The organism is Aestuariibaculum lutulentum (genome assembly GCF_032926325.1).
GTDB lineage: Bacteria > Bacteroidota > Bacteroidia > Flavobacteriales > Flavobacteriaceae > Aestuariibaculum > Aestuariibaculum lutulentum.
Genome location: NZ_CP136709.1, coordinates 3511438 through 3526047 on the forward strand (window position 1 = coordinate 3511438; position 14610 = coordinate 3526047).

15 protein-coding genes are annotated in these 14610 nt (G+C 35.0%); 7 read left to right on the forward strand and 8 right to left on the reverse strand.

The genetic code is table 11. The features are described from left to right. Positions 1-43 precede the first annotated feature (43 nt). The 3 genes from R1X58_RS14900 to R1X58_RS14910 are packed head-to-tail and all read left to right on the forward strand — an operon-like array spanning position 44 to position 2615. The gene (locus R1X58_RS14900; RefSeq protein ID WP_240573160.1) at positions 44-1330 is read left to right on the forward strand and encodes a flippase; all 1287 of its coding nucleotides are present in this window, start codon (positions 44-46) and stop codon (positions 1328-1330) included. After that, positions 1327-2001, forward strand: a complete 675-nt coding sequence (locus tag R1X58_RS14905) for a PrsW family intramembrane metalloprotease (RefSeq protein WP_240573161.1) — start codon at positions 1327-1329, stop codon at positions 1999-2001. The genes R1X58_RS14900 and R1X58_RS14905 overlap by 4 nt, the downstream gene beginning before the upstream one ends. A gap of 59 nt (positions 2002-2060) precedes the next feature. Beyond that, positions 2061-2615, forward strand: coding sequence for a hypothetical protein (locus R1X58_RS14910; RefSeq protein WP_240573162.1), 555 nt, complete (start codon positions 2061-2063; stop codon positions 2613-2615). A 77-nt stretch (positions 2616-2692) separates the two neighbouring features. Here the strand turns inward: R1X58_RS14910 and R1X58_RS14915 are convergent, their stop codons facing one another. The 4 genes from R1X58_RS14915 to R1X58_RS14930 all read right to left on the reverse strand — a co-directional run bounded on the left by R1X58_RS14915 (position 2693) and on the right by R1X58_RS14930 (position 5135). Next, positions 2693-3307: a DEAD/DEAH box helicase gene (locus R1X58_RS14915; RefSeq protein ID WP_240573163.1), complete on the reverse strand. Its 615-nt coding sequence runs from the start codon at positions 3305-3307 to the stop codon at positions 2693-2695. A 143-nt stretch (positions 3308-3450) separates the two neighbouring features. Continuing rightward, the gene (locus tag R1X58_RS14920; protein WP_240573164.1) at positions 3451-4029 is read right to left on the reverse strand and encodes a YceI family protein; all 579 of its coding nucleotides are present in this window, start codon (positions 4027-4029) and stop codon (positions 3451-3453) included. 29 nt (positions 4030-4058) lie between these two features. Next, a complete protein-coding gene (locus R1X58_RS14925; protein WP_188222224.1) occupies positions 4059-4418 on the reverse strand; it encodes a nuclear transport factor 2 family protein in 360 nt (119 codons plus the stop codon). A 132-nt stretch (positions 4419-4550) separates the two neighbouring features. Further along, positions 4551-5135: a Crp/Fnr family transcriptional regulator gene (locus R1X58_RS14930; protein ID WP_240573165.1), complete on the reverse strand. Its 585-nt coding sequence runs from the start codon at positions 5133-5135 to the stop codon at positions 4551-4553. Between the two features lie 100 nt (positions 5136-5235). On the opposite strand from R1X58_RS14930, the gene R1X58_RS14935 reads away from it, so the two are divergent. Beyond that, complete coding sequence (locus R1X58_RS14935) at positions 5236-6441, forward strand: multidrug effflux MFS transporter (protein WP_240573166.1); 1206 nt, start codon at positions 5236-5238, stop codon at positions 6439-6441. Between the two features lie 4 nt (positions 6442-6445). On the opposite strand, the gene R1X58_RS14940 is transcribed toward R1X58_RS14935, so the two are convergent. Continuing rightward, entirely contained in the window at positions 6446-6967 is a 522-nt protein-coding gene (locus tag R1X58_RS14940; protein WP_240573167.1) for a DinB family protein, read from the reverse strand. 179 nt (positions 6968-7146) lie between these two features. On the opposite strand from R1X58_RS14940, the gene R1X58_RS14945 reads away from it, so the two are divergent. The 3 genes from R1X58_RS14945 (at position 7147) to R1X58_RS14955 (ending at position 10406) form a co-directional block, all read left to right on the forward strand. After that, positions 7147-7761: a fumarylacetoacetate hydrolase family protein gene (locus R1X58_RS14945; RefSeq protein WP_240573168.1), complete on the forward strand. Its 615-nt coding sequence runs from the start codon at positions 7147-7149 to the stop codon at positions 7759-7761. 63 nt (positions 7762-7824) lie between these two features. Then, the gene (locus R1X58_RS14950; protein ID WP_240573169.1) at positions 7825-9744 is read left to right on the forward strand and encodes a DUF294 nucleotidyltransferase-like domain-containing protein; all 1920 of its coding nucleotides are present in this window, start codon (positions 7825-7827) and stop codon (positions 9742-9744) included. Then, on the forward strand, positions 9744-10406 hold the full coding sequence (locus tag R1X58_RS14955; RefSeq protein ID WP_240573170.1) for a 3'-5' exonuclease: 663 nt from the start codon (positions 9744-9746) through the stop codon (positions 10404-10406). The genes R1X58_RS14950 and R1X58_RS14955 overlap by 1 nt, the downstream gene beginning before the upstream one ends. 62 nt (positions 10407-10468) lie before the next feature. Here R1X58_RS14955 and acs read toward each other — a convergent pair whose 3' ends face one another. The 3 genes from acs to R1X58_RS14970 form a co-directional block, all read right to left on the reverse strand. Then, positions 10469-12376: an acetate--CoA ligase gene (gene acs / locus R1X58_RS14960; protein WP_240573171.1), complete on the reverse strand. Its 1908-nt coding sequence runs from the start codon at positions 12374-12376 to the stop codon at positions 10469-10471. A 142-nt stretch (positions 12377-12518) separates the two neighbouring features. Next, a complete protein-coding gene (locus tag R1X58_RS14965; RefSeq protein WP_240573466.1) occupies positions 12519-14210 on the reverse strand; it encodes a sodium:solute symporter family protein in 1692 nt (563 codons plus the stop codon). Positions 14211-14229: 19 nt separating this feature from the next. Further along, a complete protein-coding gene (locus R1X58_RS14970; protein WP_240573172.1) occupies positions 14230-14487 on the reverse strand; it encodes a DUF4212 domain-containing protein in 258 nt (85 codons plus the stop codon). Positions 14488-14610 lie beyond the last annotated feature (123 nt).

The following is a 14610-nucleotide window of genomic DNA, read 5'->3' on the forward strand; positions in this document are numbered from 1 at the left end:
AACACAGACCTCCTTTTCCTATATTTGGTAATAAATTTCATTCATGACATCAGCTTTTAGCAAAAAAGATTTTTTAGCTACAAAATGGTTTACTTTAGAAAAAGCCATTCAAATGATTACAGGTATTTTTATTATTCCTAAAGTTTTTAACTTACTGGGAACTGTTGATGTTGGAAAATTAAAATTTGTGGAATCTGTTTTAGGCATGTTAACACCGGTATTTTTTCTTGGTTTATCATCAATATGTATTCGAGAAATTATATTTAATCCAAAACGTACTTCCTTTATTTTAATAACGGCATTTTACCTACGCCTTTTTAGTTGGTTAATTACCTTTTTAGGAATTCTGATATATATCATTTTTTCAAATGATGAGAAATTAAATACGTTGTATCTCATTGTCGCATTAAGTTATCTCTTTAAATTAACCGATTTATTTGAATATTTCTTAATTGCCAAAAAGTGGACTAAAGTTATTTTTACGACTAAAATCACCAGCCTTTTAATTGTTTTAGGCCTTCAATACTACGGTGTTAAAAACGAATTAAGCGTTATGTATTTTGCTTTAGTTCTTACTTTCGATTTTGTTCTGCAAGGCCTACTTTATTTTTTTATTTTAAACCATTTAAAAGCATTCAACATACAAAAAACCTCATTCTCCCTGCCATATGCAAAACAGTTACTAAACATGAGTTTTCCATTAATTATTACAAATACATTAGTTATGTTATATATCTCTATAGACGAAATGTTTTTAAATCATTTTAACGGAGATCATGCTAATGGCGTTTTTGGAAGTGTCCAGTTTTTAGTAATTAACTTAACCTGGAATATTGGTTTCGCAATAATTAACGCCTTGTTCCCATCTTTAGCCGAATCTTTTAATACGAACATTACTATTTACATAAAAAAAATAAAGTATTTACTGGTTTACGCCGCTGGACTTGGAATAATTATCGGTCTGTTTTATTCTTTATTTGGAGACTATATAATAGATACTTATTTTTCAAATGGGTACTCCGAAGCTAAACCTGCTTTGAAAATTTTTTGTTGGGCCCCCCTTTTTATATTTATAGGCATGATATACGAAAAACATTTAATTATAACCGATAGGTTAAAAAACAACGTGTATAGATTTTTATTGGGGTGCGTCATAAACATTATTCTATGCTATTCTCTAATTCCTTTTTTACAAATAACAGGAGCTGCGATTGCGGTTTTAATAAGTCATTTTATAACTAATATATTTTATGTGTTTCTTGACAAGAAGACACGCTCAAAGCTTAGTATTTTAATCACCCCTGCTAATCAATTAATCACTATTAAATGAATTTAATATTATTTGCCCTAGCTCCTATTTTAGCCATCATACTTTACATTTATTCAAAAGATAAATACGAAAAGGAACCTCCAAAACTCCTGTTTCTTTCATTTGCCTTAGGGGCTATTGTAAGTATAGTGATTACTTCGATAATGTACTATGGATTTAATATTGTTTTACCTCTACCCAATAAAACCAGTATTCTTCAACAGTTTATTAAAGCCTTTTTTGTGGTTGGCTTCACCGAAGAATTCAGCAAATACATTATTGTAAAATACTATGCCCAGACCAAAGCCGATTTTAACGAACCTTTTGATGGTATTGTCTATGCAGTGATGGTTTCTATGGGATTTGCGGCTACCGAAAATATCGTATATGTTTTGGATGGTGGTATACAAACCGCTTTAGTTCGAGCGTTTACAGCTGTGCCTGCACACGCGACGTTCGGTATCTTGATGGGCTACTATATGGGAAAAGCGAAATTTTCTAAAAACCGTTTAGTCCTAAATATCGCAGGGTTACTATTGGCTATACTATTTCACGGGGCTTACGACTTTTTCCTTTTTATAAATTTTGTGCCTGGTATTTGGGTAGGTGCTTTTATCTCGCTGTTTATTGGTATCATTCTATCAAGAAATGCCATAAAAACACACCAAAAGAATTCGCATTTTAGGATTTAGGGCTTTGTAAGAATATTATTTATATTTATCAAAATGTATAAATTGTAAATACATTCCTAATGAGAAAATTTAGTACTTTAATTTTAATCTTACTTATTTTAGTTTCTTGTAGTCAAAAAGAAACTAAAAAAGCGGAATCAATTACTCAAAAACCAATAACAAAATTAAAACTTGAACTCCAAATCCCGATTGAAGAAATTGCTCTCCCTGAACAATACTTTGAAATTGATAGTTTAAGGTCTAGACTAGAATCTGAATTAAATGAATTAATTCTTAATCCAAAATTTAATTTAAAAATTAAACCGATAATTAATACTCACAACAAAACAATAACCGATACAATTAAAACACTGACTTTTGATAAAACTAAAATACAATCTTATAAATCCTTAAAAAGAGAATTGATTTGTAAAGCAGAAATAGGTAATTCTGAATTTGCGTTTTTGGACTCAATCAAAATTGGAGCAAAAAAAAGAACACTTAAAAATATTATAAAATCGGAATTGCAATCTGATTTTATAAAAATTGGAGATTTGGAAGGGAATTCTGTCTTCCTTTTTATATTTGAAAACGACACTTTGAAAACAATTGATTATCAAGGCTACGCAGATTAAAAATGCAAATTACCAACAACACATAAAGCTCATTATTTCGGATTATACAATCTCGGTTTAACAGCCTTAAAAACTTCCTACTTCTTCAAAATCACTGTTTCGGCATTATACATAAAGGTTTCCTCCCAACGCTCAAAACGGGCATCGTAGCGATCTGTAAACACTAAATACTGACATCTTCCTATACTTTCTGGTGTTCTATTTATTTCGGAAGTTAAGTTACCTTTAAACACGAAATCAGCATCTTCAACAATAAACATTTGTAGTTTTTTTAAGTTGATGCTATTCAAATAAAAGAGTTTATTAATGCGTTTTGGGGTACCGATAATTACATCAACGCCTACGTAAATATCTTCACGTTGTGTTTCAAGATCATGCTCGTCGTAAGCACAATACACGCGTAAATCGGTTCCTTTCTTATACGTATTAAAAAGCGCTTCTAAGTCTAACGCGGCTTGCTTATCTTTTACAAAAATTAAGGCGCGTGGCGCATCTTCGAAAGCTGCCTTTAATTTATTAATAACGCTTATTACAATACTGGTTGTTTTTCCTGCATTATCTGGCGCTATAACCAACATGCTTGTTCCTCCTTTAATTTTTGAAAGAATTTTAGATTGCAGATTGTTAGGTTCTACAATCTCGTTTTGCTTTAAATTTTCCTTAAGAGGTTCCAGTAATTTTTTAAAAGACATGTTGTTTATTTTGATGCAAAGATAGCTTTTTCATAAAAAAGAAAAGGTGTTCATCTCTGAACACCCAATCCTCTGCTATTAGTCACTCTGTATAGCTGATAAAAATCCCCCGACACAATGCGCATCGAGGCATTCTTTTTTAATTAAAACTGTAAATCTGTTACTAAGTCGAACTCGTCGTAAATAGCTTTATCTTTTAAATCGTCGAAGAAACTAGCTGATCCGTAACGCACATCGTATTTAGTTCTGTCTACTTTTAAAGACGCTGTTGCTTTGCTTCCGTAGATAGAGATATCGAAGGTTACCGGAGCTGTTTTTCCTTTAATAGTTAAATCTCCTGTTACTGCATAAGAGTTTTTACCCTTAGCTTTTACTTTAGTGAAAACTAATTTTGCGGTTGGGTATTTTTCAGTACCGAAGAAATCGTCTGATTTTAAGTGACCGTCTAAGTTTCCTTTCATTTCACCATCTAAATCTGTAGTATTAATAGTTGCCATATCAATTACAAACTCTCCTCCTACTAATTTATCTCCGTCAAAAGATAAAGTTCCAGATTGTAAAGCAATAGTTCCCTCGTGAGATCCTGTTACTTTATACCCTTTCCATACCACAGAGCTTGACTCTACTTTTACCGCTTTTTTCTCAACATCATTGTTTGCGAAAGCAAAAGATGTAAATGCTACTAAAGCTACTACTGCTAAATTTTTAATTGTCTTTTTCATTGTTGTTTTTATTTAATGTTTGATTTGATTTATGATTCGTAATAAAATCGTTCTTTAATAATTTTTCCGTCTTTCCACTCCTGAACAGCAATTTGATTATAATTTTTAATCCCCCAATCTTTATGAGTATAATCAAAATGCCATTCTACCATGGTAATGTTTTCTCCAACCGTTACTTTTAAAGGTTTAGCAGACCTGAATTCTGTAATGGCATTAAAAAATTCTTCTTCTCTTTTTCTATTCAATTCTTTCCCAACGCATTCGGGGTTGTTATTTTCCTGCATAACAACATCGTCATGATAAAATTCATCAAAGGCTTCGAGAGCTTTGCCTTGTAGAATTAAATCGTTTACCGAACTTATCTTTTCAATTAATTTGCAACTAAGCATATTTCCTTTTTTTGAACAAGACAAAGTTCAGAAACATCTACAGGAATAAAAATGAAGTAGATTATCAAATGATGTTAAACTAGATTAACATTACCAAAAACCCCTGAAAACACTGGGGTTTTCCTCAAAGAATCACTGCTCTAAGATAAGCTGACTTTTAATTTTACTTAAAAATTCTTTGGTAATACCCAGGTAAGAAGCAATCATATACTGCGGAATGCGTTGCTCGATTAGCGGATACTGTTCTCTAAAATACAGGTATTGGTCTTTAGCTGTTAGACTGAAGTTTCTAACGATGCGTTTTTGTGAAGCTACAAAGGCACGCTCCACTATTTTTCTAAAAAAACGCTCCAGTTTCGGGATTTCTCGATACAAATCTTCAACCACGTCGTGAGAAATCATGATGAGCTCAGAATTTTCTAAACACTGCACATTAAAATCGGCAGGTGTCTGACTAATAAAACTTCCCATATCGGAAGTCCACCAGTCTTCAATTGAAAACATAATAATATGCTCCTGTCCTTCCTGATCAACATAGAAGGTTTTTGTACACCCCGACAACACATAACATTCATACTTACACACGTCTCCCTGCTGAACAATATATTGACCTTTTAAATATTTTCTAATAAAGATTTTAGACTTAAAATATTCAATTTCCTGATCGTTTAAACTTATGTATTTACTAATGCTATTTAGTAGAGGTTCTATATTCATCAATAGGTTACTGTAGGTTTCAATACAAATTTAACAATATAAATCAGCTTTATTAACCTAAATTAATTTTTAACTTATTTTATAGATATACCTTTGTTTAATGCAAAACAACCAACCTTTCAAATTTGAATTTGTGGCTTTAATGGCTTCGTTAATGTCTATCGTCGCCTTAACCATAGATGCCTTGTTGCCCGCCTTACCCGAAATTGGACATTCTTTAAATGTTGATGACCCACACAAAAATCAGTTGCTAATTACCATGATTTTTTTAGGCATTGGTTTCGGTCAGCTTATTTTCGGACCATTGTCAGATAGCTTTGGTCGCAAGCCTGTAATTTATGTTGGCTTTACACTATTTATTATTGCCAGTATTATTTGCGTAACAACCAAAAATTTTAAAATGATGATTCTTGGCCGCATACTACAAGGCGTGGGCTTATCATCACCACGAAGCATTTCGTTATCTATGATTCGCGATTCTTACAGTGGCAATTATATGGCTAAAATCATGTCTATTGTGGTGATGTTTTTCATTCTGGTTCCTGTTATTGCCCCTACCTTGGGCACTTTTTTAACATACTTTTTTAGCTGGAAATCTATCTTTTATTTCAACCTTATATTTGGAATATGTATTATGTTCTGGCTTTATAAACGCCAGCCTGAGACCTTACCTAAAGAAAAACGTATCAAACTTAAATTAAACCTTTTTATCAATGGTGCTGTTGAATTTTTTAAACACAAAGACGCCGTAGCTTTTACTTTAGTTTCCGGATTTATTACAGGGTCGTTTATGGTGTATTTAAGTACCTCGCAACAAATTTTTGAAACACAATATAATCTGGCAGAAATGTTTCCGTATATCTTCGCCAGTCTTGCTATTTCTATTGGTTTGGCTACGTTTTTCAATAGCCGTTTAGTAGTTAAATATGGAATGTTTCGTATTGGATTTACTTCTGCTATAGCTTATGCCGCTATTTCATTGCTATATGTTCTGTTATTCTGGTCGGGTAAAAACCCAAGCGTTTATGTGCTGGTCGGATTTTTTGCCATGCAGTTTTTTGCGGTTGGTTTTCTATTCGGAAACTTGAGAGCCTTAGCCATGCAACCCCTTGGTCACATCGCAGGAATAGGCGCTGCTATTAATGGGTTTATTTCAACGGTTTTAGCCGTACCTATCGCTAATTATATTGGAAATTTCATAAGTACTTCTGTACTTCCTCTTTTTATTGGATTTTCTGTTTTCGGTATAATGTCTGTTTTGGTTTTCCTTTCTATTAGACGTAGAAATTCGTTATCAAGAAACTAATACTTTACTGAAGATATCGGTTTTTAATCACATCCATATGCCATAAGGCATGTCCTAACACAACAAAGGCGGCAGCTCGTGCGGTTATGGGAGAATTATTGGCATTTCCCAATTGTTGTAAATCCGCTACACTGAGTGATTTTAGTAACACTATAAAACTTTGTCGTACCGATGTGAATTCTTCCAACAAGGCATCAAGCGTTTTTGCGCTCGCCTGAGCTGGTAAGGCATAATGATTTTCATCATAACCCGGCAACAAGGTTTTATCGTGGCGTGCTATACAAAAACAACGGTATTGAAACACGCGCTCGGTGTCTATAATATGCTGAAATACATCCTTTACACTCCATTTATCTTCCGCATAAGCGTAATTCAACTTATCCTCAGGAATGGCTTTAAAAAACGCCACAATCTCCTCTAATCCCTTTTCAAAGCCTTCTAACAAAGTCCTGTCTTTTGGAATCATTCCTATGTAAGTTCTATAAAACGCATTGTACTCTGTATCGTGCAAGTCCGAAATTTTCATTGACTTTGTTTTTTTTTATTGTATTACATAAAGTTAGAAAAACTTTTAACCATTTAAAAACGCTTCAAAAAAAATACTTTCAACAACCCATTCTGAACAAATTATTAGCAGATTAATAAGGGCTTTTCAACACTTATTTTACTAAATTTACACCATAACTTATAATACAAAAACTAAAAATGAAAATACTAGCTATTGGTAAAAACTATGTGAATTCTGTAGAAGAAATTGCAGCTGTTAAAACTGGGAATCAGATTATTTTTTCTAAACCAGAATCAAGCCTTGTAAAAGATAACGCCGATGTAGTTTACCCTAGTTTCACAAACCAGTTAAACTATGAAGTTGAATTGGTTATAAAAATTGGTAAAAAAGGTAAAGACATTGCTTTAGAAGATGCTGCATCGTATATCTCTGAAATAGGAGTTGGTATCGACTACACCGCAAAAGATATTTTTAACGCTTGTCGTGAAACTAAAGGACCTTGGGACTTAGGAAAAGGATTTGATGGCGCTGCTCCTATTTCTGGTTTTAAACCCGTTGCCAATTTCCCTAAACTTGACGACATTAATTTCGATTTAAAAATTAACGGTGAAGAAAAACAAGTTGGAAACACCAGTTTAATGATTTACAACTTTAGTGATATTATTGCATTCACATCTAAGTTTATGACTTTAGAACCAGGTGATTTAATTTTTACAGGAACACCTGCTTCTGGAACAGGTGAAATTAAAAAAGGAGACCACTTACAAGCTTCTATTGAAGGTGAGTTATTGCTGGACTTTAAAATGATCTAGACAATTATCTTTAAGATAGACACGGAAAAACCCTAACTTAACTAAATAAATTTTCCTTTTCTTTTGAAAAATTCCATTGCAGAACGCGTTAACGATTTTATTAAAAACTATCCACCGTTTAATAGTATTAAACCGGATAACTTATTAAAAATATCTGGACAAGTTTCCATAATTTATCTGGACAAAGGCGATAGCCTTTTCAAAAAAGGTGATTCGTTTCACGAGCATTTTTATATGACTCGAAACGGAGCCATTACTCTTTTCCACACCACAAATAATAACACTCAGGAAATTATTAACATTAGTGATGGTGGCGATGTGTTTGGTTTAAGACCTCTTATTGCTAAAGAAAATTATAAACTTACCGCTACTGCAAACGAAGAATCTATTGTTTATGCGATACCGATTGATGTTTTTCAGTCGGTAACGCAGGACAATGCTCAGGTTCAAAAGTTTTTAATTACAGCTTTCGCAACCAATACCTACGACCCATATACTGCAGAAGAAACTGGTAAAATATTTGTCGATTATTTGCCCAATACGTCTCAGGATATGGTGAATTTTCAAACGGCTAATTTCTCTAAAAACCCAATTACCTGTTCTGTTAATTCCTGCCTTAAAGAAGCTGCGATTACAATGAGCAAGCATCGTATTGGCTGTATTATTGTGATTAACGATGAAAATCATCCGGTAGGAATCATTACCAATAGCGATATTAAAAACAAAATTGCAACGGGCCGATTCCCTATCGAAACTCAGGTGACCAACATTATGAGTTCTCCGGTAATTACCAGTAAAAAAGATATTACAGTTGCTGACGGACAGTTACAAATGATTAAACACAGTATTGGTCATTTATGCATCACAAAAGACGGTACGGTAAACTCTAAGCTTATTGGTGTATTAACGCATCATGATGTTTTAGTTACCCTCGGTAATAATCCTGCCGTAATTTTAAAGGAAATAAAACGTGCGAAACGTACCAAAACCTTACGTACGGCGCGACTTAAAGCTGAGATTTTAATTAAGAGTTATCTGGAACAAAACATTCCTTTATCACACATCATTAAATTAATGGCTCAGGTAAATGATGCCGTTAGCAATCGTGCGGTACAAATTGCATTAAAAAAGATGCCCACGAAACCACCTGTTAAATTTGCCTGGATGGCTTTAGGTAGTCAAGGAAGAAAAGAACAACTCTTGTTTACCGATCAGGATAACGCTATTATTTTCGAAGATGTCCCTTCCGATAAATACGAAGAAACTAAAAGCTACTTTTTAGATTTAGCCAAGTACGTTAACAAATCGCTTAACAAAATTGGTTTTGAATACTGTGAAGCCGATATGATGGCGCGAAATCCGGAATGGTGTTTATCGCTAACCGAATGGAAAAATCAGTTTACTAACTGGATATTAAACCCCGACGAAAAGGCTATTTTATTGTCTTCTATTTTCTTCGATTTTAGTCCGGTTTATGGGGATGAAACATTAACCAGCCGTCTATCAGATTCGATATACGAAACTTTAGAAAAAACGCAGCTTTTCTTTAGATTTTTAGGTCGTGATGCTTTAAAAAACCCATCACCTTTGGGCTTCTTTAAACAATTTTTGGTTGAAAAAAATGGAGACCAAAAAGACCTATTCAACATTAAAAGTCGTGCTTTAATGCCACTTATTGATGCCGCCAGATTACTAACACTTAGCAATAGAATAAAAGGCGTAAACAGTACTTACGAGCGATACGAAAAGTTAGCTGAATTGGAACCTAACAACAAAGAACTTTACGAATCCTGTTCCTACGCTTTTAAAGCTTTATCGAAGTTTAAAACCAAACAAGGGTTATTACATAATAACTCCGGAAAGTTTATTGAAATAGGCACTTTAACAAAAGAAGAACAGCTGAAACTACGCCGTTGCTTTAAGCCTATTAATGAAATTCAGGAGACCTTGACACTAAGGTTCGATTTAAAAAACTTTGTGTAATGGGGCTATTCAATTTATTTATAAGAAAGAAAAACTATCCTGACTTTTGGGAAACATACCTCAGTCATTTTAAAAATAAAAAGGACACCTCTGTTTCCAATACCAGATTCATTGCTTTTGATACCGAAACTACAGGTTTCGATATGAAAGAAGATCGTGTATTATCAATTGGTGCTGTTTCTTTTGTTGGAAAAAAGATAGATGTAAATAACGCTTTAGAACTCTACCTAAGACAAGACGTTTTCAAGCCTGAAACAGTAGCTATTCATGAGTTAATGCGTTCGGACAATGTCGATAAAATATCAGAACTTGAAGCTATAAAAGCCTTTTTAGAATATATAAAAGATGATATTCTGATAGCTCATCACGCTGGTTTTGACAAAGGCATGATTAACGAAATACTACACAGGCACGGACTTGGTAAACTAAAAAACCGATTTATCGATACCGGTGTTTTGTACAAACGCTCCCTTCATGTTATTTATCAGGATAATACTAAGCCTTACAGTTTAGACTATTTGTGCAAAGAACTGAATGTCCCAACAGTAGACAGGCACACGGCTACTGGAGATGCACTCATAACAGCACTGGTGTTTTTAAAAATCTTAGGCCGTTTAGATAAGAAAAAACACCTTAACTGGGGGTATTTACTAAATCGATAAAATAAAAATAGCGGATTCAAAATTCATCGAACCCGCCCTTATTTACAAATATTTTCTAATTGCTATAACGCATTATCAATAATATCCTGAACCACCTCAGGATTCAATAACGTACTGGTATCTCCTAAATTAGAAGTGTCTTTACTTGCAATTTTCCTTAAGATACGACGCATGATTTTTCCAGACCGCGTTTTTGGTAACCCAGCTGTAAACTGAATTTTATCCAACTTAGCAATAGGCCCGATTTGCTCAGTAATTAACTGATTAATCTCATTACGCAGGTTGGTATGATCTCTGGTTTCACCAAATTCCTTCAAGGTTACATAACCATAAAGTGCATTTCCTTTAATATCATGCGGGAATCCAACAATTGCACTTTCTGATACTGCTGGATGCTCATTAATGGCATCTTCAATAGGAGCCGTTCCTAAGTTATGTCCTGATACAATAATCACATCATCTACACGACCTGTAATTCTATAATATCCTACTTCATCACGCAAAGCACCGTCACCTGTAAAGTATTTATTATCGTAAGCCGAAAAATAGGTTTCCTTATAACGCTGATGATTTCCCCAAATGGTACGTGCCATACTTGGCCAGGGGAATTTGATACACAAGCGACCATCCACCTGATTTCCTTTAATTTCTTGTCCGTTTTCATCCATTAATGCAGGTTGAATACCAATAAAAGGTAAAGTTGCATACGTTGGCTTAGTTGGCGTAACAAACGGAATTGGTGTAATCATAATACCTCCGGTTTCTGTCTGCCACCAGGTATCGACAATAGGTGCTTTTTTCTTTCCTACGTTATCATCGTACCAGTGCCATGCTTCCTCATTAATTGGTTCACCAACTGTTCCAAGCACTTTTACAGACGACAAATCGAATTTTTCTAAATGACCAACTCCCTCTTTTGCCAGCGCACGAATAGCAGTTGGTGCCGTGTAAAACTGCGTGACTTTATGTTTTTCTACAATTTCCCAAAAACGTCCAAAATCCGGGTAACTTGGTACCCCTTCAAACATTACTGAAGTGGCACCGTTAGCTAACGGTCCGTAAACAATATAACTATGTCCGGTAATCCACCCCACGTCGGCTGTACACCAATAAATATCTTCTTCTCTGTATTGAAACACATTCTTGAATGTATATGCCGTATAGACCATATAACCCGCTGTAGTGTGGACCATCCCTTTTGGTTTACCTGTAGAACCCGATGTATACAAAATAAACAACGGATCTTCAGCATCCATGATTTCTGCCTGACATTCGTCTGAGGCTTCATCTAAAAGTGGTTGCAGCCAAAAATCACGTCCTTCAGTCATACTGATTTCAGAATGAATACGCTTCGCCACTAAAACCGATTTCACTCCCGGGCAATCTTCTAAAGCATCATCTACGATACCTTTTAAATCGATGGATTTAGCACCTCGATACGATCCATCACTGGTTATAACCATTTTACAATCACTATCATTAATTCGGGTTGCTAAAGCCGTCGATGAAAATCCTGCAAATACCACAGAATGAATCGCTCCAATTCTGGCACAAGCCAATACAGAAACAGCTAATTCAGGAATCATAGGTAAATAGATGCAAACACGATCTCCTTTTTTAATTCCTTGGGCTTTTAATACGTTAGCAAACTTGTTTACACGTTTATAAAGCTGATTATAGGTGATATGTTCTGCTGGTTCATCAGGACTATTAGGTTCAAATAAAATCGCCGTTTTATCTCCTCGTGTTGTTAGGTGACGATCGATACAGTTTTCAGTTATGTTAAGTTGAGCTCCTTCAAACCATTTTACTTCCGGTTTTGAAAAATCCCAGCTTAAAACCTTATCCCATTTCTTGCGCCACATAAAATGTTCTTCGGCAACTTCTTCCCAGAAGTTTTCTGGCTCTCTAATCGATTTTCTGTAAACTTGATAATACTCTTCTAAATGTTTTATGTGATAATTACTCATGTTTTGTTTTGCAATTTTTAAATAAAACCTAAACTCTCATTATAAAATTCAGGCAATCTCTAAATTATATATTTTATGTGATTAAACTTATTTTTTTCTACAGACAACATCTATTTATAGACAAACATTAACTGATTCCCTCTTAATGTGTTGCTTCTCCCGCCCCACTTGGTATTCTAATGTTCTCTACAATGTCCTGAACATCTTCGGGAGGTGCCGGTGTAAATTTCATTATGATTATAGATACCACAAAATTTAAAGCCATAGCCACGGTTCCAAAACCTTCCGGCGAAATGCCAAACCACCAGTCGTCCTTTCCGCCACCGCCAAACCAGCCGAATTTAAATTTCAGCATGTAAAAAATCATAGAAGATATCCCCACAACCATTCCGGCAATAGCGCCCTCCTTATTCATACGCTTATAGAAAATACCAAGAATGATTGCCGGAAAAAATGATGCTGCTGCCAATCCAAAAGCCAAAGCCACTGTTGCTGCCACAAAGCCTGGTGGATGAATTCCGAAATAGGCAGCAATTCCAACAGCTACAATCGCCGATAAACGAGCTGCTATCAACTCACCTTGCTCTGATATATTAGGGTTGACCATCTTCTTAATTAAATCGTGAGATACAGATGCTGAAATTACTAACAACAACCCGGCAGCAGTCGATAATGCCGCTGCCAACGAACCGGCTGCAACCAAAGCAATAACCCAGTTTGGTAACTTGGCAATTTCAGGGTTGGCCAACACCATAATATCGTTATCAACTACTAATTCATTTTTATCGTTATTGGCTAGGTACTGAATATTGCCATCTTCATTTTTATCTGTAAACGTTATCAATCCTGTTAGCTCCCATTTTTTAAACCATTCTGGCACACTTGCATAAGGTTTGTTTGAAACGGTTTCAATTAAATTTGTTCTCGCAAATACCGATACCGCTGGTGCTGTGGTGTACAAAATAGCAATTAGTAATAACGCTAATCCTGCTGATTTTCGGGCATCACTAACACGCTTTACTGTAAAAAAACGAACAATAACATGAGGTAAACCTGCTGTCCCCACCATTAGAGCCAAAGTAATGGCAAAAACATCGATCATAGATTTTGAACCTTCGGTATATTCAGAAAAACCTAATTCGGTGCTTAATCCATCTAATTTATCCAGTAAATACGTTCCGGAACCATCAGCTAAGGTTCCTCCAAAACCTAATTGCGGAATGGGATTCCCTGTCATTTGAATAGATATAAAAATAGCCGGTACCATAAACGCAAAAATAAGCACGCAATACTGTGCCACCTGCGTATAGGTGATCCCTTTCATTCCGCCAAGAACAGCGTAGAATAAAACGATAAACATCCCAATCATAACCCCCGTATTGATATCAACTTCCAGGAATCGAGAAAACACTAAACCGACACCACGCATTTGCCCGGCGACATAAGTAAACGACACTAATAACGCACAAATAACGCCTACCAATCGCGCCGTATTTGAATAGTAACGATCGCCAATAAAATCTGGTACGGTAAACTTTCCGAATTTACGTAAATAAGGAGCTAATAATAACGCCAGAAGCACATAACCTCCAGTCCACCCCATTAGGTAAACTGCCCCATCGTAACCTGCAAAAGAAATAATACCAGCCATAGAAATAAACGAGGCCGCACTCATCCAGTCTGCTGCAGTAGCCATACCATTGGCTAGTGGGGAAACCCCTCCACCGGCAACATAAAAATCTTTAGTAGAGCCTGCACGAGTCCAAATAGCAATTCCGATATATATTGTAAAAGTAAGTCCGACAATAATATACGTCCAGGTCTGCACATCCATAGACGCTAACAACAAGATACTATTCACCATCATAACCATACTTTTTATCAAGTTTGTTCATGAGGCGAACATAAACGAAAATAAGAATTACAAATACATAAATGGAGCCTTGCTGAGCGAACCAGAACCCTAATTTAAAGCCTCCCAAGCGTATTTCATTAAGGGCATCTTTAAATAAAATTCCAGCCCCATAGGACACTAAAAACCATATAGCTAACAGGATGAAGAGGTATTTTAAATTCTCCTTCCAATAAGCTTTAGCCTTGCTTTTTGACATGTTGTTATATTTAGTTTATTTGGTGATATAAGATTAATAAAAATGATTTTATTACGATTATATGCATAACATTTTAAGATTACAGTTGGTTATTCTGCAGGATTTAATACAATAAATTATATA

Excerpts from the sequence above, each read along its gene's own strand:
- R1X58_RS14900 (WP_240573160.1), top strand. The coding sequence starts at position 44 with ATGACATCAGCTTTTAGCAAAAAAGATTTTTTAGCTACAAAATGGTTT.
- R1X58_RS14905 (WP_240573161.1), top strand. The coding sequence starts at position 1,327 with ATGAATTTAATATTATTTGCCCTAGCTCCTATTTTAGCCATCATACTT.
- R1X58_RS14910 (WP_240573162.1), top strand. The coding sequence starts at position 2,061 with ATGAGAAAATTTAGTACTTTAATTTTAATCTTACTTATTTTAGTTTCT.
- R1X58_RS14915 (WP_240573163.1), bottom strand. The coding sequence starts at position 3,307 with ATGTCTTTTAAAAAATTACTGGAACCTCTTAAGGAAAATTTAAAGCAA.
- R1X58_RS14920 (WP_240573164.1), bottom strand. The coding sequence starts at position 4,029 with ATGAAAAAGACAATTAAAAATTTAGCAGTAGTAGCTTTAGTAGCATTT.
- R1X58_RS14925 (WP_188222224.1), bottom strand. The coding sequence starts at position 4,418 with ATGCTTAGTTGCAAATTAATTGAAAAGATAAGTTCGGTAAACGATTTA.
- R1X58_RS14930 (WP_240573165.1), bottom strand. The coding sequence starts at position 5,135 with ATGAATATAGAACCTCTACTAAATAGCATTAGTAAATACATAAGTTTA.
- R1X58_RS14935 (WP_240573166.1), top strand. The coding sequence starts at position 5,236 with ATGCAAAACAACCAACCTTTCAAATTTGAATTTGTGGCTTTAATGGCT.
- R1X58_RS14940 (WP_240573167.1), bottom strand. The coding sequence starts at position 6,967 with ATGAAAATTTCGGACTTGCACGATACAGAGTACAATGCGTTTTATAGA.
- R1X58_RS14945 (WP_240573168.1), top strand. The coding sequence starts at position 7,147 with ATGAAAATACTAGCTATTGGTAAAAACTATGTGAATTCTGTAGAAGAA.
- R1X58_RS14955 (WP_240573170.1), top strand. The coding sequence starts at position 9,744 with ATGGGGCTATTCAATTTATTTATAAGAAAGAAAAACTATCCTGACTTT.
- acs (WP_240573171.1), bottom strand. The coding sequence starts at position 12,376 with ATGAGTAATTATCACATAAAACATTTAGAAGAGTATTATCAAGTTTAC.
- R1X58_RS14965 (WP_240573466.1), bottom strand. The coding sequence starts at position 14,210 with ATGGATGTGCAGACCTGGACGTATATTATTGTCGGACTTACTTTTACA.
- R1X58_RS14970 (WP_240573172.1), bottom strand. The coding sequence starts at position 14,487 with ATGTCAAAAAGCAAGGCTAAAGCTTATTGGAAGGAGAATTTAAAATAC.